Genomic DNA, 17,723 nt, shown 5'->3' with positions numbered 1-17,723 from the left:
GTCCGGTCTCCGCGAGCCGGTTGGCGAGGTTGTTGAGGGAGCCGCCGAGGTTGGGGAGGTAGGCGTCGGGGTTGGCTTGGGCGAGTGCGCGGTAGACGGTGGCGGCTTCTTCGGCTGGGGCGAGTGCCTCCCCCCGCCGCCCGATCGCCCCGAGTTGGACGCCGAGGTTGTTGAGCGACATTGCCAGGTCGGGGAGGTAGGCGTCGGGGTTGGCTTGGGCGAGTGCGCGGTAGACGGTGGCGGCTTCTTGGGCTGGGGCGAGTGCCTCCCCCCGCCGCCCGATCTCCGCGAGCCGGACGGCGAGGTTGTTGAGGGAGCCGCCGAGGTTGGGGCGGTAGGCGTCGGGGTTGGCTTGGGCGAGCGTGCGGTAGAGGGTGGCGGCTTCTTCGGCTGGGGCGAGTGCTTTGTCGCGCTGTCCGATCTCCGCGAGCCGGTTGGCGAGGTTGGTCAGGGAGCCGGCGAGGTTGGGGAGGTAGGCGTCGGGGTTGGCTTGGGTGAGCGTGCGGTAGAGGGTGGCGGCTTCTTGGGCTGGCTCGAGTGCTTCGTCGCGCTGTCCGATCGACCCGAGTTGGACGGCGAGGTTGTTGAGCGACATTGCCAGGTTGGGGAGGTAGGCGTCGGGGTTGGCTTGGGCGAGTGTGCGACGGATCTGGACGGCTTCTTGGGCTGGGTCGAGTGCTTTGTCGCGCTGTCCGGTCTCCGCGAGCCGGGTGGCGAGGTTGTTGAGGGAGCTGGCGAGGTTGGGGAGGTAGGCGTCGGGGTTGGTTTGGGCGAGTGCGCGGTAGAGGGTGGCGGCTTCTTGGGCTGGGTCGAGTGCTTCGTCGCGCTGTCCGATCGACCCGAGCCGGTTGGCGAGGTTGTTGAGCGACATTGCCAGGTTGGGGAGGTAGGCGTCGCGGTTGGCTTGGGCGAGTGCGCGGTAGACGGTGGCGGCTTCTTCGGCTGGGGCGAGTGCCTCCCCCCGCCGCCCGATCTCCGCGAGCCGGACGGCGAGGTTGTTGAGGGAGCCGGCGAGGTTGGGGAGGTAGGCGTCGGGGTTGGTTTGGGCGAGTGCGCGGTAGAGGGTGGCGGCTTCTTGGGCTGGGGCGAGTGCCTCCCCCCGCCGCCCGATCGCCCCGAGCTGGATGGCGAGGTTGTTGAGCGACATTGCCAGGTTGGGGAGGTAGGCGTCGGGGTTGGTTTGGGCGAGTGCGCGGTAGACGGTGGCGGCTTCTTCGGCTGGGGCGAGTGAATCGTCATGCCTTCCGATCTCCGCGAGTTGGATGCCGAGGTGGTTCAGAGCACCGGACAAGTCGGGGAGGTAGGCGTCAGGATTGACCTCGGCGAGTTGCCGCAGTGCTGTGACCCCGGGGCCGCCGGCGGAGAGGGCGTGGTCGGACAGGTGCCGCTGAAGGTAGGGGTTCGCGTGGTCCGGCATGGCGCCCTCGGCGGTCTGTTCCAGTGTCAAGTCCACGAACGAGCGGACGATGGCCAGTGCGGGCGGATGGCCGTCCCCGGCGGCAGTCGCCGGCGCTTTCCGGAGGTGGGTGATGAGTTCCCGGTGGTACAGCCGGTACACGGCCTGGTGGCCGTCGCTGTCCTCGACGATGTACCGGCCGTAGTGGGCCAGGAGCCAGTCGATGTCCGCGGGCCTGTACACCGTGCCGTGCCGGCTGATGGCCCGGGCGGCGGTCTGCCAGACGCCGTGGGCGGGCATGCCGTTGCCCGCGGCCCAGGCGAGCGCGGCGAGCAGGTCGTCCGCGGCGTGCGGCAGGTCCTGGCCGTCGCGGTGCAGGGCGGCACCGGTGGCCAGGTCGCGGGTCAGGGCCTCGGAGATGGTGGCCGGAATCTGCTCGCGCCACGGCCGGCCGGGAGAGGCGGCCAGGTCGCGTGCGAGTGCGGACGCGACGATCCGGGCGAACAGGAAGCCTCCCCGGCTGCCGGCGGCCCGTTCGGCCAGGACCGGGGCCATTTCCGCCGCCAGCTCACCGGGCAGCCCGTCGACCGCCAGGCGCTTGCGTACGTAGTCGGCGATGTCGGCGGCGGTGTCGGGCTGCTGGTCGAGGTCGAGGACCCGTACGGCGGCGCCCACCGTGCGCGTCAGCGCTGCCTCCAGGGTCTCGCCGGGTTCGAGGTGGGGCTGGAACGGCCGGTCCCGCGAGGCGAGCAGTACGGTGCACAACCGGCTCAGGGGGACCAGCAGCTGCTCGGCGATCGGCCCGGACTGGCCGGGCGTGGCCTCGTCCAGGCCGTCCAGGACCAGTACGTGGCGCCGTGCGCCCGTGGCTTCGAGTCCTTCCAGGTCGGCGATCAGGCCGGCGGGCGTCTTCGGCTCGGGCAGGCCCAGCTTGTCGGCGAGCGCCTCGGCCACGTCCTGTACGCCCATGCCCCGCAGGTGCAGCGCGGCGTCCACGCTGCCCTCACCCGGGTCCGGGTCGTCCTGCGACAGGGGAGCGTGCTCCATGACGGCGGCGCGTTCCGCCGGGTGGGCCAGCGCCGCGATGCGGCCCGCGACCGCCGACTTTCCGACCCCTGCGCTGCCGGTCAGCAGCAACATCCCCGCCGCGCCCTCGGCGAGCCAGGCGGTGATCTCCTCCAGGGCGCGGCGCCGCCCGGTGAAGAACCAACCTTCCTCGGTGGGGTCGATGCCCCGGGCGGCGAGCACCAGGTGTTCCACCAGCGCTTCACCGGCGCGCGGGCGCCACAGCGGGTTGCGGAAGATCGGCTTGGGCCGGCCGGTGGACGCCCAGACGGGGACCTGCCCGCTGTCGCGGCAGTCCTCCATGGCGGCTTGGGCCAGGGTGTCTCCGGTGATGCCTTCGTTGCGGACGCTCCACTCGTGCCGGTACCGGCCCGGCTTCTCGTGCCCTTGCGCGCCGGAGCGGCTCGGGCCGTCGTGCAGCAGTCGCAGCACGGTCTCCAGGAGCAGGCCCCGGCTCCCCGCCGCCTTCTCGTGGGCCTGGCAGGCGGCGAGCACGCCGAGCCAGGAGGTGCGGGGCTCGGGCAGGGTGCGGTTGCTCCAGGCGGTCAGAGCGTGGTCCATGGCACCGAGGGTGCCGGCGCCGGAGTGGCAGGTGTCGAGGAGGATCAGGATCTGGTCCGCACCGCTGTACAGGACCTGGCCGGCGAGGCGTTCGGGGTCGTAGTAGAAGAGGTCGGGGGGCCCGAGGTCGTCCTTCGCGGTCGCGCGGGTGACGAGCCGCAAGTTGCTCTTGGCGTCGATCTCCGCGTGTCCGGACCAGGCGACGACGGCCGGGCCGTGGTTCCCGTCGGCGCGCCAGCGCTTGCGCCACTCGTTCAGAGCGTCGACGAGGCCGCCCTGGCCGAGGTTCTTCAGGACGGTCGGCCGGTATCCGAACGGCGCGAGGGCATCGGCGAGTTCGTCCACCTGCTCGATGGCGCCGGGCAGCGGACGGAAGGCCGGATCCTCGTAGCGGTCGTACACGGTCGCCAGGAAGGTGCCCGGGACGGATACGGCGCCGGATGATGCGGCGCCGGCTGCGTCGGTGTGCTCGCTGTGGGTCATGCGTCGCCTCCGATGAGGGTCAGTGCGGTCACCGCGGTGTCCTCGTGGTCGCGCGAGGCGTGGACGGCGACCCGGTACGCTCCCGGCGCGAGGCCGGGGAACGCCCCCGCGTAGCGGCCCCCGCCGAGGTTGCGCAGCGTGCGCTCCTCGCGGACGCCCTCACCGGTCACGGTGGCCCGGACGGAGAGTTCGTCCGCCCCGTCGCGCTCGGTGGCGACCGCGACCTCCACCGGCAGCGACTCGCCCGTCGCCAGGTAGTCCGGGGCCCGCACGCTCAGCGGATAGCCGGCCTGCGCGCCGCGGTAGACGCGGGGTGCCGGGGCGAGCCAGTCGAACAGGTCCTCCAGGACGCCGGGGTGGCCCTTGATCGCGCCGTGGGTGGCGAACGAGGCCCGCACGGTCGAGTCGTCCAGGGGCAGTTCGGCGGGGTAGGCGGCGAACCGCGGCACCCGCCCGTCCCCGCCCTCGTCGTTGCCCTCGATGGTCTCGATCAGCCGCAGGCGTTCGCCTTCGACGGCGGCCGTCGTGGGGGTGGGCTGCCGTACGCCGACCACCGGCAGGCACAGCCGGTCCGTTCCGCCCCGCCGGACGCGTTCGCGGGCCGCGTCACGGATCTCCGCGTGGAACCGCCCGGCGTCTTCGAGGAGCAGCGGATCCACGCCGTTCAGGCCGCCGGCGATCTCCTTCGGGTACCGCAGCCCGTCCGGGCCCTCCAGGCAGGCGTAGTCGGGGGTGAGCTGGTGGGTGGACGGGAGGCTGCGCCCGAAGCAGCTCAGGTCCACCCCCAGCCGCTCACCGCCGATCCGGTGCCCGTTGACCAGCGACTCCAGTGCCCCGATCGACCCCCGGTGCGGGGTCCCCAGCGTGATCAGTTGCCGGGTGACCTCGGCGCCGCCCGCGCACTCCACGTAGTACCGGCCCACCAGCCCGCCCATGGAATGGCACACCAGCCGCACCCGGGCATCCGCGCGGTGCGGCGCGGACGCCCGCCACCGCCCCAGTGCTTCGTCCACCCGGGCGGCCAGTAACCGGGCGTTGTAGCGGCACGACAGCCGCCAGTCGTAGGCGAACTCGACCAGGTTCACGGGTGTGTCCGCCCGCTCGCCCGGCAGTGCGCGGCGCAGTGTGAACGTGCGTTCCAGCCAGCCGAGCAGGCCGCTGTACCCGTCGACCAGCGGCCACACTCCGGGCAGCGCGTGCAGGGACGGGACGAGCCCGACCGGCACGACGCCGTCCCCGGGATGCCCGTCACCGAGGTCCTTCGGAAGCCGAAGGCCCTTCACGGAGCCGGTGAAGGTCCGGATGCCCTGCCAGAGCGCACCGGCCGAGGCGCCCCACACCTCCCGGCCGTCCACCGCCAGGCGGCTGCCCAGAATGCCCGGGACCACCACCACCAGGTCCTCGATCGGCTCGCGTCGCACCGTACCCACCCCCGTGCTCGTCAGGGCTCCGCCCCGGAGCGTCGATAACTACCAGACACGCGGACACCGCGACCGTTCAATCGGACAAGTCAACTCCTCCGTAGGGGTCGATCCGTGCGTCGCGGTCGGGTCGTGTGTCGGGTCGGCGGGGCGTAAGACCGCGGGCCCTGTGGACCCCGATGACGTTAGAGCGGCGAAATGTCCCTTTCTCCTAGGTTCGGTGGTGTCAGTCGGACAGCCCGACGGACAGCCACTCCAAGGAGCCCCACATGAAGATCAGCAAGCGCATCGTCGCCACCTCCGCCGCGGTCCTGCTCGGTACCGTCGCCTTCGGTGGAGCCGCTCACGCCGCGGACGGCCACGGCGGCGCCCCGGGCAAGGACTCCCAGCGGCAGCAGACGGTCAAGGCCGCTCCGGGAACCGACCACGTACCCGCCCAGAAGGTGCGGCCCGCCTCGAAGGACAACCAGTACAGCCAGACCATCAAGGCGGCTCCGGGTACCGAGCACACCGGCGCGGGGGTCCTGGCGCAGAAGTGACCCGGCGGGGCGCGGCGGCCCGCCGGACGGGTCGCCGCGTCCTGAACCGCCCGCCCCGCCGTACATACACCACCGCGCCGGTGCCGGTGCCGTGTGAACGGGTCGTACCAGTGGGGCGTGTGTGACCGTTATAACGGGCACATGATCTTCCACTTCTCTGCGCTACCACGCCGGTCGGCAACGCCCGAACGTCCTTGTGAACAAACGGTCTTGGTGGCCCCCGGGGCCGCGCGCCGCGGCGCGGAGCCCCGGGTCGGCGGGGGAGTGGCATCGTGCCACCCGACCCGTCACCCCTGCGAGTGACCGCGCGCATCACCGCACCGCCGGCCCCGCCCCCGGGCCGCCACCCCGACCCGCCGCACCGACAAGGAGTGCCCCGATGACCCACGCCCGCCCCCACGCCGACACGGACGCCGACACGGACGCCGACCCCACCGGCCCCGAGACCGTACGCAGTTGCCCCTTCCGCCACGACGTGGCACTGGAGCCGGACCCCGCCATGGCCCGGCTGCGGACGCAGGCGCCGATCACGCGCATCGCCATGCCGTACGGGCAGGGCGACTGCTGGTTGGTGACCCGGTACGCCGACGTACGCACCGTCACCTCCGACCGCCGCTTCAGCCGGGCCGCACTCGTCGGACAGGACTTCCCGCGCACCACCCCGGTGCCCGTCGTCGCGGACGGGTCGATCAACCTCATGGATCCACCGGTACTGAACCGGGTCCGCCGCCTCGTCATCGGCGCCTTCACCATCCCGGCGGTGGAAGCCGTGCGGCCGTGGGTCCGTACGACGGTCGACGGCCTGCTGGACGCTATGGCGGCCGCCGTGGCCGAGGACGGGCGCGCGGACCTGGTGTCCCACCTCGCCCACAAGATCCCCCTGTTGACGATCTATCAGCTGATGGACGTGCCCGAGGAGGACCGGCCCCGGCTGCGCGCGTGGGCCACCGCCATGACGTCGATGCACCCCGACGGGCGGGCCGCGGCGGTCGGGGCCGAGGCGCGCCTGCGCGCGTACTTCGGTGCGCTCTCGCTCGCCCGCCGGCGCCGCCCCGGCAGCGATCTGATCAGCGCGCTCGCCACCGCGCGGATCGGGGACGAGACCCTGACGGAGGGCGAACTCGCCGTCCTGACCATGCTGCTGGTGGTCACCGGGCACGACACCACGGCGCACGCCATCAGCAACATCGTCTACACCCTGCTCACCCACCCCGACCGGCTCGACGAGTTACGGGCCCGTCCCGGACTGCTGCCGCAGGCGCTGGAGGAGCTGCTCCGCTCCATCCCCTTCCGCCAGGGGGTCGGCACCCCCTGGGTCGCGCTGGAGGACGTCGAGCTCGGCGGGGTGCTGATCCGGGCCGGCGACACCGTCCAGGTCTCCTACCTGACGGCGAACCGGGACGGCTCGGTGTACGACCGGCCGGACGCGATCGACTTCGAACGCACCGATTCCGCGCCCCACATGGCCTTCGGCTACGGCGCTCACCATTGCCTGGGATCGCACCTGGCCCGCATGGTCCTCCAGGTCTCCGTCGCGGCGCTGCTGCACCGCTTCCCCGGCCTCCGGCTCGCGACGCCGGCCGAGGAGGTGCGCTGGAACACCGGATCGCTGTGGCGCCACCCCCTCGAACTGCCGCTCACCTGGTAGGGATCCGCTGCTCGGGACCGGCGCCGGAGGCGGTCCAGTGCTCCACGTCCCTGGTGAGCGAGTCCAGCCAGGCGAGGGCGGCGAAGAACCGCGGCGGGGCGAGGTCCGGAACCGCCCTGCCCGCACGCACCGCTTCCGGGGGCGCCGCGTCCGGCGCGCCGCGCATCAGCGCGGCCACCGCGCCCGCGCGCTCGCGCAGCCACCCGCCCTCGCCCCCGGGCAGGCGCCTGCCGCCCCGGCCGAGCAACCGCCGTGATCCCCAGAGCACGTGATGGCCGGTCAGGATCGCGGCCTGCCAGTCCGGCGCGGTGCCGGCGGCGGGGCGGGGCTCGCTCTGGTGCTGCGCGAACGCCGACTCGGCGAGCGAGACGGCGAGTTGGAGCGGGCGGTCGTCGGGGATGGCCCCCGATCCGCCCGCGGCCACCCCCGCCGTGGCGGCCTCGACCGTATCGGCCGCCCGCGCCAGCATCAGGGCGACCGCCCGGTGGAGTTCCTCCTGCGCGCCCCGGGGCCAGGCCAGCAGTCCGAAGACGGTGCCGATCAGGCTGCCGATGACCACGTCCATGATCCTGACCTCGGCCAGCCGCCAGGTCACGGGAGCCAGCTGCGCGAAGACGAAGGACACGACGAGGGTGAACATGCCCTGGGACCAGCCCACGCCCCGCACCGGCCCCACCGTGAAGGCGAGGAGCATGACGAAGGGCAGGGCCACGGCGTAGACGGTGGTCCGCCCGCCGACCAGGGCCAGGAGCGCCGCGGTCACCAGGGCGCCGACCAGCGTGCCGGTGAGGGCCAGCCGTACGGTCGCCCGCGTCTGCGCGGCGGTGGTCCGGGTCAGGCTGAGCACGGCGAGCATCGCCCAGAAGCCGTGGGGCAGCGACTCCACGCCCGCGACCGTACGGGCCGCCGCCAGGGCGAGGCTGATCCGGACGGCGTTCTGGAAGTAGACGGACCGGGGCCCGGCGTGCGCGGCCAGCCGGTGCCACCACAGCCGGGGGGCGCGCTGCCCGGCGTACCAGAAGCGGCCGGGATCGGTCTCGGCCGGCGGGTCGGCCCGGCGGCCCCGAACGGCCAGCTCGGCCGCCGTGGAGAAGGCCAGCGCGGCGTCGGCCGCCTCCAGCGCGGCCGCCCGGCGCAGGCCCCGGGCCGCGGTCGTGGGCCGCTCGTCCGCGCCCCGGGCCGTCGCCCGCGCCCGTACGAGGCGCAGCGCGTCACTGTCGTCGGCGGTGCGGGCCGGGTCGATCGCGGCGGCGGGGCCGCGCAACAGCGCCGCGGTCCCGGTCGCGGACCGGGCCAGCGCGGGCAGCAGTTCCGGTTCGGGGTCCGGCGGCCGCTCGCCCGGCGGAGGTGCGGGGAGGTTCACCAGCCGGCCCAGCAGGGTACGGGCGGCCAGCCCCGCGTGGCCGAGGGCGCGGTCGCGCAGCCCCGGCCCCGCGGGACGCTCGGCCTCCGTGACCCGGAAGGGCCGCAGGGACTCCCCGGCGGCCTGGGCGGCCCGCGCCGAAGCAGGGGACAGCCGGTACGGCTCGCGGCCCAGCTCGCCCGCGCAGCGGGCCGCGATCACAGCGGCCCGGGCGGCCAGCTCCCGGTAGGCGGGGGCGCGCGGCTCGGGCAGCACGAAGGCCTCGGCGAGGACCAGCAGCGCCAGCCCGAAGGTCACCCCGGCGAGCCGCTCGACCAGGGTGTCCGGGGCGTAGGGCGGGAAGCACGGCAGGATGTAGAGCAGTTGCAGCCCGGGAGCGGCTCCCGCCGCCCGGGGGCCGGCCGCCGCCGCGAAGGCGAGCAGGAAGCCGATCACCAGCATGCCGGCCACGGCGCTCCAGGTCCGCACCGCGAGGTAGCTCCCTACGGTGACCAGCGCCCAGGCGACGGGCGCCGTGCGCACCAGGGCTGCTGCCCGCTGCCGCCCGGTGCCGGGGACGTGGGAGAGCGCGGCCATCGAGACCACCCCGAAGAGCGCGTACGTCGCCGCGACGGGCCGGTCCAGCCCGTACAGGCACACGAAGAACGCGGCGCAGGCGGCGAGCGTGGTCCGCAGCGCGCGCCGCGTCGTGCCCGTCGGTCCACCGTGGACGCCCATGACTCCAGCATCGGACCGTCGGCCCGGAGCCACCACACGCGGCCCCTGACCGATAGATCGGTCAGCCCCGCCCGCACCCGAGCCGGCGCCGCCGCGCGTGAGCGCGTCACCCCCCGCACGGGAGGTCATTTCGCCTCCACGGCGCGGCTAGGCTGGGCGCATGACTGTGCTCGTGTACGAAGACTTCGGTACCGGACGCCACCGGGGAGCCTCCCTGATCCGGCACGCCCTGGGCAGCGTCCACGACGAGGAACTCGTCGCGGGCCTCGCCGGGGGCGTCGGCTTCATGTACTTCGTCTTCGAGTACGAGGGCCGGCCCCCCATCGCCACGATCGTGGCCCAGGCCCACCCCGAGCCCTGGGTGCAGGTCGCGCTCGGCCGGCTGGGGGTCCCGTACGACGCCACGCGCGCGATGAAGCCCCGCTGGGGCCGGGTCCGGGCGGCACTGGACGAGGGGCAGCCGGCGTTCTGCGTCGTCGACCGCTCCTCCCTGCCCTGGCACGCGGCCGACCCGGACGCCGAGATGACCGGCGCCGACCCCTACACCGTCGTCATCGCCGGCTACGACGGCGACGACCTGCTGATCGAGGACGGCGCCGAGACTCCGCACCGGATCGACCGCGAGGAGTTCGGGGCGGCCTGGACGGCGCACCGCAACGGGCGCCACCAGCTGATCGTGCCCACCGGGCCGGCCGAGGGGGAGCCGGACGTGGACGGGGCGATCGCCTCTACCGTCGGTCACTTCACCGGGCCCGTCCTGGGGAACCAGTTCGACGCGAACTTCGGCTTCTCCGGGATGGAGAAGTTCGCCGCGCAGCTGCGCGACCGGACCACCGGGACCGGATGGGAGCACCGGTTCGGCGGTTCCCCCGAAGCCCTGCGCGCCGGCACCGGGCGGCTCCACGCCTGCCTGGAGGAGGAGTGGACCGCCCCGGGGGCGACCCGGCCGCTGTACGCCGACTTCCTCGATCTGGTCGGGCGCCCCGAGGCGGCCGGACTCTTCCGCGAGTCCGCCCGCCACTGGTCGGAACTGGCCGTGCTCGCCCGGGACGCCGACGCCGGGGCCGACGCGCAGGGGCGCGGCGCGCTCTTCGAGGCGTTGGCGCAGCGGGTGGACCGCTGCGTGGAGCTGGAGGGTCGGGCCGTCCGCGCCCTGGGGAAGTAGCGCGGAGCGGCTCGGGGGGAGGAGCGGCTCAGCCGCTCTTCTTGGGGACCAGCGGTTTGTGGCCCGGGTACACGTGGTCGGGGGTCACGATCTGCGTGACCGCCTCGCCGAAGAGCGTGCTCGGCTCCTGACCCTTGGTGTCCACGTCGGTGTTGAGGACGACGACCATCGTAGCCTGGGCCGGCGGCAGGTAGACGGTCAGGGTCTCGTAGCCGGGCAGCGAGCCGTTGTGGCCGATCCAGCCCTGCACGTCGAAGATGCCGAGCCCGTAGCCCGCTCCCGGGATGTCCATCGGGGTGGTCTTCAGCCGCTCCGCCTGGGTCGCGGGCGTGAGCAGGGTGCCGGTGGCGAGCACCCGCGCCCAACTGCGCAGGTCCTGGAGGTCGGAGATCATCGCGCCGGCGGCCCAGGCCCAGGAGGGGTTCCAGTCCGTCGCGTCCTCGATCTTTCCCGAGGCCGTCTGGTCGGTGTAGCCGTGCGCGTGCGGATCCGGGAGGCGGCTGTCCGTCGGGAAGAGCGTGTCGTGCAGCCCGGCGGGCTCCAACACGTCCTGCGCGATGACGTCGTGCAGCGGACGCCCGGTCACCTTCTCCACCACCAGGCCGAGCAGTACCAGGTTGGTGTTGGAGTACTCGAACTTCGCTCCGGGCGCGAACTGCACCGGGTGTTTGAAGGAGTAGTCGAGCAGTTGTTGCGGCTCGAAGCTCTGGGCGGGATCGCCCTCGAAGGCCTTGATCATGCCGGGGTCGAGGGTGTAGTTGAACAACCCGCTGCGCATGCCGGCCAGTTCGCGCAGGGTGATGCGGTCGCCGTTCGGCACGTCGGGGACGAACGTGGCGATGGGGTCGTCCAGGCCGACCTTGCCCTGGTCCACGAGTTGGAGGAGGGCGGTGACCGTGAAGGTCTTGGTCTCGCTGCCGATGCGCACGCGGAGATCGCCGCGCATCGGCTCGCCGGTCACCTTGTCGGCGACGCCGAAGCTCTTCACGTAACTGCCCTTGCCCGGGGCCCACAGCCCCACGGTCGCTCCCGGCACCCCGGTCGCGCGCATGACCTCGCGCACGGCCGCGTCCAACTGCGCGGCGACGGCCGGAGTGAGCTGCGGGAAGGCCGCGTCCGTAGTGGGGGCCGTGGAAGAGGAGGTGGTGGGGGTGGGGGAGGGCGCCGGGGAGGTGGCACCGTACGCCGAGCCCGAAACCGCCGGGACGGCGAGCACGCCCGCCGCGGCGGCAGCCGCGCAGGCCCGGCGCAGCCGGATGTGGGTTGGCTTCACCGCACGATCTCCTGTCGTCCGAGGACCCAGGTGAGAGAACACAGCCACACCACCGTAGGCCCGCCCCGCACCCGCCGCGAGGCGGGACGGAGCGGGCCCGGGTCCGCCCGGCGCGCGGCGCCGGGCGGGTGTCGCCGTACGGGGTCAGGGGGTCGTCTTGCCGACCTCCAGGTCCGCCGTCGGGTCCTTGACCTTGCCGCCGGGCGGGCCGGCGGCCGCGCTCGTGTTGTTCTTGGTGTCGGGGTCGTGGGTGAGGGAGTCGACGGTGGCGGTGTTGCGGATGTCGGAGCCGTTGCCGGTGTACTCCGGATCCAGCTTCACCTTGATCACCCAGGTCATCGAGGCCCCCGGCGCCAGGCTCGGCAGCGGGCCGCAGGTGACGGTCCGTCCGGAGGTGCAGGTGGCGTCGCCCGAGACGAAGCTCAGCGCGGTCGGCAGCGTGTCCGAGACGGTGATCTGCTCGGCCTGGGAGGGGCCGTTGTTGGTGATGGTCAGGGAGTAGTCGAAGGTCTCGCCCGGGGCCACGGGGGCGCTCTGGACGGGCTTCTTGGTGATGGCGAGGTCCGCGGCGGGATCCGTGACGTGCCCGCCGGGCACGGTCGCGGTGCTCTTGTCGTTCCCGCTCTCGGGGTCGATGTTGTCGGCCGTCACCTGGGCGGTGTTCTTCAGGTCACTGCCGTCGCCGCTGTACGCGGGATCCACCTTGACGGTGAGCAGGTACTCGATGGTCTCGCCGACCTTGAGCGGGGTCGTCCGCTTGCAGGACACCAGGTGTCCGGCGGCGGTGCACCCCGCGGGCGAGGACGCCACGTACGAGAGGCCCTCGGGGAGGTTGTCGGAGAGCTTGACGTTGAAGGCGTCGGCCGACGGGCCGTTGTTGGTGACCAGGATCCGGTAGTCGAAGGTCTCGCCCGGCACCGGCGGCTTCGTGCCGACGGCCTGCTTGGTCACGGCCACGTCCGCGGTCGGCTTGTTGACCTTGCTGCCGGGCAGGCCCGCCGGGCTGCTCGTGTTGTTCTCCGGCTTGGGGTCCTTGGTCCGGGAGGTGGCGGTGGCGGTGTTGCGGATGTCGGAGCCGTCGCCGGTGTAGCCGCTGTCGAGGCGGACGGTGAACCGCCAGGTCCGGGAGCCCGTGGGGTCCAGCACGGCCACCGGGCCGCAGGTGACCGTGCCGTTGGTGGCCGAGCAGCCGTCGGGGGAGGAGACGAAGGCGAGCTGCGCGGGCAGCTTGTCGGTGACGGTGGTGTCCAGGGCCCGGGAGGGGTCGTCGTTGTGCGCGGTCACCACGTACTCGAAGGTCTGCCCCGGAGCGATCGGGGTGTCGTTGGCGGGCCGCTTCGTGGTCCACACGTCGGCCCGCGGCTCGGTCACCCCGCCCGGCGGGAGCACGGCGTGCGAGGTGTTGTCGGCGGGCTCCGGGTCCTTGGACGCGGAGGAGGAGGTCGCGGTGTTGCGCAGGTCGCTGCCGTCACCCGCGTAGGCGGCGTCCAGCTTGACCTTGAAGGTCCACACCACCTCGGCGCCCGGGACGAGCCGCGCCAACGGGCCGCAGGTGACGGTCCGTCCGGACGCCGCGCAGGGGTCGGCCGAGGACACGAAGGTCAGGCCGTCGGGCAGGGTGTCGACGATCTTGACGTTGCGCGCGTCGGAGGGACCCTTGTTGGTCGTGCTGATCGCGTACTCGTACTCCTGGCCCGGGACGGTCGGCCCCGCACCGAGCGGGATCTTGACGGTGGCCAGGTCCGAGACGGGATCGAAGGGTCCCGGCGGCAGCACCGGAGCCGGCTTGTTGTTGCCCGGATCGGGGTCGGTGGCGTCCGAGGTGCCGGTCGCGCTGTTGCCGAGGTCGCTGCCGTCGCCCTGGTACGAGGGACTCAGCCGTGCCTGGAAGGTCCAGCTCCTGGACTGCTGGGCGGCCAACTGCGGCTCGGGTCCGCAGGTGACGGTCTGGCCGACGGCGGTGCAGCCGTCGGAGGAGCCCACGAAGGAGATCCCGGCCGGGAGCTTGTCCGTCGCGGTGACGTTGCGGGCCACCGACGGGCCCTTGTTCTTCGCGGTGAGCGTGTAGGTGATCAGGTGACCGGGGGCCTTGGCACGCCGTGCCGTCACCTCGACCGTCTGCCCTCCCCCGGGCTGTGCGGCGGCCGCGGCAGCGGCGGGGACCGGTCCGGTCCACAGGGCCGCGGCGCAGAGCAGTGGGGCCAGGGCCTACACCGCCGGCCGCCGGCCTGGTGTCGTCGTCATCGCGCATCGTTTCCGTTTCGTGCGGGGGGAGGGAGCGGGGGGAACAGGGGCCGTACGGAGCGCTTTTGCGCGCGGTACGGGAGTCGGTGGGGGAGCGGGGTGGTGGAGCGGGGGCGGAGCGGGTCGAGCGGGCGGGCCCGGTCAGCCCGCGACGGCCCGTTTGGCCAGCTCGATGTCGGCGCTCGGCGCGCGGACCCGTCCCCCGGGCGCGCCGTCGGAGCCCTGGTTGTCGAGCGGGTTCGGATCGGCGGTGTCCGACCGGGCGGTCGCCGTGTTCCGCAACGTCGTGCCGTCACCGCTGTACGCCGGGTCGAGGCGCACGGTGAAGGTCCACGAGCGGACCCCGCCCGGAGCCAGCGTCGCCTCCGCGGCGCAGGTGACGTCGCGGCCGACGGCGGAGCAGCCCCCGGCCGAGGAGACGAAGGCGAGCGACGTGGGCAGCGGGTCGGTGACGGAGACCCGGCGGGCCACGGACGGGCCCGCGTTGCGCACGGTCACCGTGTAGGTGAAGGTCTCGCCGGGTGCGACGGGGGACCGGCTCTCGGCGGCCTTGGTCAGCGAGAGGTCCGCCCGGGGCGCCGCCACTCCGCCGGGCGGGGCGGCGGCCGCACTCGTGTTGTTCGCCGGCTGCGGGTCGGTCACGGCGTGCTGCACCGTCGCGACGTTCCCGAGGTCCGAGCCGTCGCCCTCGTAAGCCGCGTCCAGCCGGACGCGTACGGTCCAGGAGGCGTCCGCCCCGGCATTGAGGGCGGCGCGGACCGGGCAGGACAGCTGCTGGCCCGAGGCCGTGCACCCGTCGGGGGAGGAGACGAACCGCAGCGGCGCCGGAAGCGTGTCGGCCACCTTGACGGAGGTCGTGTGGGAAGGGCCGAGGTTGCGCGCGGTGATCTTGTAGTCGAACTCCTGGCCGGGGGCCACGGGCCCGGACCCGACCCCTTCCTTGAGCGCGGCGACGTCGGCGCGCGCCGTCACCACCGTGTCGGGGGCGGTGGCGCTGTTGTCGGCCGGATTGGTGTCCGTACGGTCGGCCGGGGCGGTCACGGTGGCCGTGTTGGTGAGGGTGACGGGCTGCGCCGGCGCGGTGCCGGTGATCGTGTAGACGACCGATCCGCCCCGTTTGAAGTCGGCCGTCGTGTCCAGGGCGTTCCCGCTGCCGGAGGCCCGGCCGCAGGTGCCGCCGGTGCCGGCGCGGCAGGTCCAGGTGACGCCGGTCAGCCCGGGCACCGTGTCGCGCACGGCGGCGCCGGTGACCTCGTTGGCCTGGCTGTTGGAGACGGTGAGGGTGTAGGTGACCGGCCCACCGCCCGCCGGCACGGTCGTGGGAGAGCCCGATTTCGTGATCGTGAGGTTGGCCGGCACGTTGATCTTGAGGTCGTCGATCTCGTGGTTGTTCGTCGCGCCGCCGGTGCTGCCGGAGAAGCCCACCTTGAGCGTGTCGGGCAGCTTGGGCTGGCCGGTGATCCCGGTGACGTCGTAGTCGGTGATGAGCTGGGTCATGGTGGTGCCGGGGCCGCTGTCGGACCACACCGACAGCAGCATCTTCGTACCGCTGGGCAGCAGGGAGACGCGCACGGTGCGTTCCTTGTCGCGACTGCCGGTCTCCACGGTCTTGCCCGGCCCGTCCACGGCGGTGGCGTAGCGGTAGCCCGTCGAGGCGCTGCCGCCGCCGCGCACCACGATCTTGTTCGGCTGGTTGCCCGGTCCGCCGTTGCCGACCACGTCCGTGGAGAAGTTGCCGAACTCGTCCAGGCCGATGCCGAGGTAGGCACCCGGAACGCCCGAAGCCGTGCACCGGGTCGGCAACGGGCCCGTGCAGGCGTAGCCGAGGCTGCCGCCGGACGGGCCGATGCCGTCGGCCGCCGCGCCGTCGGTCAGGTAGAACGACAGCCCGTCACCGCGCTTGCCCTCGATGGCGCTTCCGCCGTATGTGGCGTACCTGAACTCGGCGAGGATGCCGAGGCTGGAGGAGAAGGAGTCCTTCGTCTTCCAGGTGCCGGCCTGGGCGGTGCTCGCGGACGTCAATCGCAGCCAACCGCCGCCCGGATAGCTCGCGTTGCCGCTGGTGGTGCCCAGGTTGGTGGAGCTGTCGAAAGTCTCGTTGACGGGGAAGGTGAGGGCCCGCGGGCCTCGGCCGTCCACCGGCGCGCGGGTCACGCCGACCGGGTCCGGGCCGGGGACCGGGGCCGCGGCCGAGGCCGCCGGGGCGAGCGGCACCAACAGGGCGGCGGCCCACAGGAGCGGCGCGGCGGCCCGCCGCCACCGGCCGGGCCGGCCCCCGGCGCGGCTCCCGCGCGGGCCCGGGCTCGGGGTCGGGCTCCAGGGCACTGTCATTCCGGTGGGTTCCTCGTCTGCTCGCTCGGCGGTGGTCTGCGGGAGGCGTCGATCCGGGGCGGGGCCAGGGCTCACGCCCGGGACCGGCGGCGGAAGGCCGTGCGCAGGGCGGCGCCGCCGGCCACCAGGGAGGCCGAGGCCCCCAGCAGCCACGGCGGCACGGCGGCTCCGGAGTCGGCGAGGTCGCCGCGGCCGCCGTGCTGGTCCTCGCGACCGTGCTCGCCCCGGCCGCCGTGGTCCTCGTGCCCGCCGTGCCCGCCGTGCCCGCCATGGCCGTCGTGTCCTTCGTGCGCGTCGTCGCGCCCGTCCTCGCCGTCCTCGTCGTCGTTGCCGTCGTCATCGCTGTCATCGCCGTGGTCGCCGTGGTGGTCCTTGCCGCCGTCGGAGACCAGGCAGAGCCGGCCACCGCCGGGTCCGGTGGTGTCCGGCGCGTTGGCGTTGTCCGACAGATCGGGATCGAAGCTCGCGCTGGTGACGCGCGCGACGTTCTGGAGGGGCGTGCAGATGCTCGCCGGAGGGTTCGCCCGGTCGGTGGCGCCGGCGCGCACGGTGATCCGGAACTCCGCCGTCTCTCCGGCCGCCAGGCGCGCGAGCGGTGGGCACACCACCCGTCGGTCCTGCCCCTGCTCGCTCACGCAGTCGTCGGGCGAGGAGAGCAGGGTGAGGGAGGAGGGCAAGAGGTCGGTGACGGTGATCTGCCGGGCCGTGCCCGGGCCCTGGTTGTGCACCGAGATCAGGTACGTGAACTTCTCGCCGGGCCGGACGTGCTCGCGACCCTTGGCGAGCTGGGCCGTCTTGCGGAGCGAGAGGTCCGCGGTCCGCGCGCTGGGCGGCACCTTCAGGCCCGTCAGGGACGTCATGTTGTTGCGGGAGTTGGGGTCCGACGTCGCCGCGTCGACGACCGCCTCGTTGACGATGTCCGCACCGTCCCCGCGGTAGTCGGCCGCCAACCGCACGGTGATCACCCACGCGTGCGAGGAGCCCACCGACAGCGAGGCCAACGGCCCGCACACCACCGTCGTACCGCGCGCCGTGCAGCCGTCGCGGGAGGAGACGAATTCCAGGGAGGCGGGCAGCCGGTCGGTGACGCGGACCTGGCGGGCGGTGGAGGGCCCGTGGTTGGTCACCGTCACGACGTAGTCGAAGGTCTCCCGCACCGCCGCGGCGGAGCCCTCGCGCTGCTCCCGGGCCCCGGACGCGCCGGGCCGCAGCGCGCCCGACACCGCGAGGTCGGCGCTCTCCGACTCCTGCACGGCCGCGGGGGCCGCCGCCCGCGCGTCGGGGGACGGGGGCGGCGCCGACGGGGACGGCTGCGCCGCGACCGCGGGCGTCAGCGGCAGGAACCAGCAGGCCGCCACCGCGCAGAACGCGGTGCGGCCCCGCCCGTACGAGCCGCCGGGCCGGTTCTCAAAGACGCGTCGCATCGCACACCCTTCGGAGGATCCGTCTCCCCAGGGGTGGAGCGGTGCGGTCAGCTATTCACATAAATCGCGCTATCGAGGTACTTTGCGTGATCG

General features: G+C 73.6%; 10 protein-coding genes. 3 read left to right on the top strand and 7 right to left on the bottom strand.

All coding sequences use genetic code 11. The features are described 5' to 3' along the window. Together ACIQWR_RS26810 and ACIQWR_RS26805 are read right to left on the bottom strand one after the other, a co-directional pair. The coding region (locus ACIQWR_RS26810; RefSeq protein ID WP_404014377.1) for a tetratricopeptide repeat protein at positions 1-3,505 on the bottom strand (3,505 nt) is incomplete at its 3' end. Beyond that, on the bottom strand, positions 3,502-4,926 hold the full coding sequence (locus ACIQWR_RS26805) for an esterase/lipase family protein (protein ID WP_404014374.1): 1,425 nt from the start codon (positions 4,924-4,926) through the stop codon (positions 3,502-3,504). The genes ACIQWR_RS26805 and ACIQWR_RS26810, both read right to left, overlap by 4 nt. 269 nt (positions 4,927-5,195) lie before the next feature. On the opposite strand from ACIQWR_RS26805, the gene ACIQWR_RS26800 reads away from it, so the two are divergent. Both ACIQWR_RS26800 and ACIQWR_RS26795 read left to right on the top strand, forming a co-directional pair. Next, complete coding sequence (locus ACIQWR_RS26800; RefSeq protein ID WP_404014371.1) at positions 5,196-5,465, top strand: hypothetical protein; 270 nt, start codon at positions 5,196-5,198, stop codon at positions 5,463-5,465. 379 nt (positions 5,466-5,844) lie between these two features. Continuing rightward, the gene (locus ACIQWR_RS26795; RefSeq protein ID WP_404014368.1) at positions 5,845-7,113 is read left to right on the top strand and encodes a cytochrome P450; all 1,269 of its coding nucleotides are present in this window, start codon (positions 5,845-5,847) and stop codon (positions 7,111-7,113) included. Here ACIQWR_RS26795 and ACIQWR_RS26790 read toward each other — a convergent pair. Next, positions 7,103-9,193 carry an FUSC family protein gene (locus tag ACIQWR_RS26790; protein WP_404014365.1) on the bottom strand — a complete coding sequence of 697 codons (2,091 nt, stop codon included), beginning with the start codon at positions 9,191-9,193 and terminating at the stop codon, positions 7,103-7,105. The two genes, ACIQWR_RS26795 and ACIQWR_RS26790, sit on opposite strands and share 11 nt — an antisense overlap. A gap of 160 nt (positions 9,194-9,353) precedes the next feature. Between ACIQWR_RS26790 and ACIQWR_RS26785 the strand changes: the two genes are divergently transcribed. Then, positions 9,354-10,358, top strand: coding sequence for a BtrH N-terminal domain-containing protein (locus tag ACIQWR_RS26785; RefSeq protein ID WP_404014362.1), 1,005 nt, complete (start codon positions 9,354-9,356; stop codon positions 10,356-10,358). A gap of 28 nt (positions 10,359-10,386) precedes the next feature. Here ACIQWR_RS26785 and ACIQWR_RS26780 read toward each other — a convergent pair whose 3' ends face one another. The 4 genes from ACIQWR_RS26780 to ACIQWR_RS26765 form a co-directional block, all read right to left on the bottom strand. Then, a complete protein-coding gene (locus tag ACIQWR_RS26780; RefSeq protein ID WP_404014359.1) occupies positions 10,387-11,631 on the bottom strand; it encodes a serine hydrolase domain-containing protein in 1,245 nt (414 codons plus the stop codon). Positions 11,632-11,775: 144 nt separating this feature from the next. Beyond that, positions 11,776-13,740 carry a DUF11 domain-containing protein gene (locus tag ACIQWR_RS26775; protein WP_404014356.1) on the bottom strand — a complete coding sequence of 655 codons (1,965 nt, stop codon included), beginning with the start codon at positions 13,738-13,740 and terminating at the stop codon, positions 11,776-11,778. Positions 13,741-14,016: 276 nt separating this feature from the next. Next, positions 14,017-16,206 carry a hypothetical protein gene (locus ACIQWR_RS26770; RefSeq protein WP_404014354.1) on the bottom strand — a complete coding sequence of 730 codons (2,190 nt, stop codon included), beginning with the start codon at positions 16,204-16,206 and terminating at the stop codon, positions 14,017-14,019. Positions 16,207-16,277: 71 nt separating this feature from the next. Further along, the gene (locus tag ACIQWR_RS26765) at positions 16,278-17,630 is read right to left on the bottom strand and encodes a hypothetical protein (protein WP_404014352.1); all 1,353 of its coding nucleotides are present in this window, start codon (positions 17,628-17,630) and stop codon (positions 16,278-16,280) included. Positions 17,631-17,723: the final 93 nt, after the last annotated feature.

Source organism: Streptomyces sp. NPDC098789 (assembly GCF_044759975.1).
Lineage (GTDB): Bacteria > Actinomycetota > Actinomycetes > Streptomycetales > Streptomycetaceae > Streptomyces.
The sequence above is the reverse complement of the archived record's forward strand: the minus strand, read 5'-3'. Positions and strand labels throughout refer to the sequence as shown.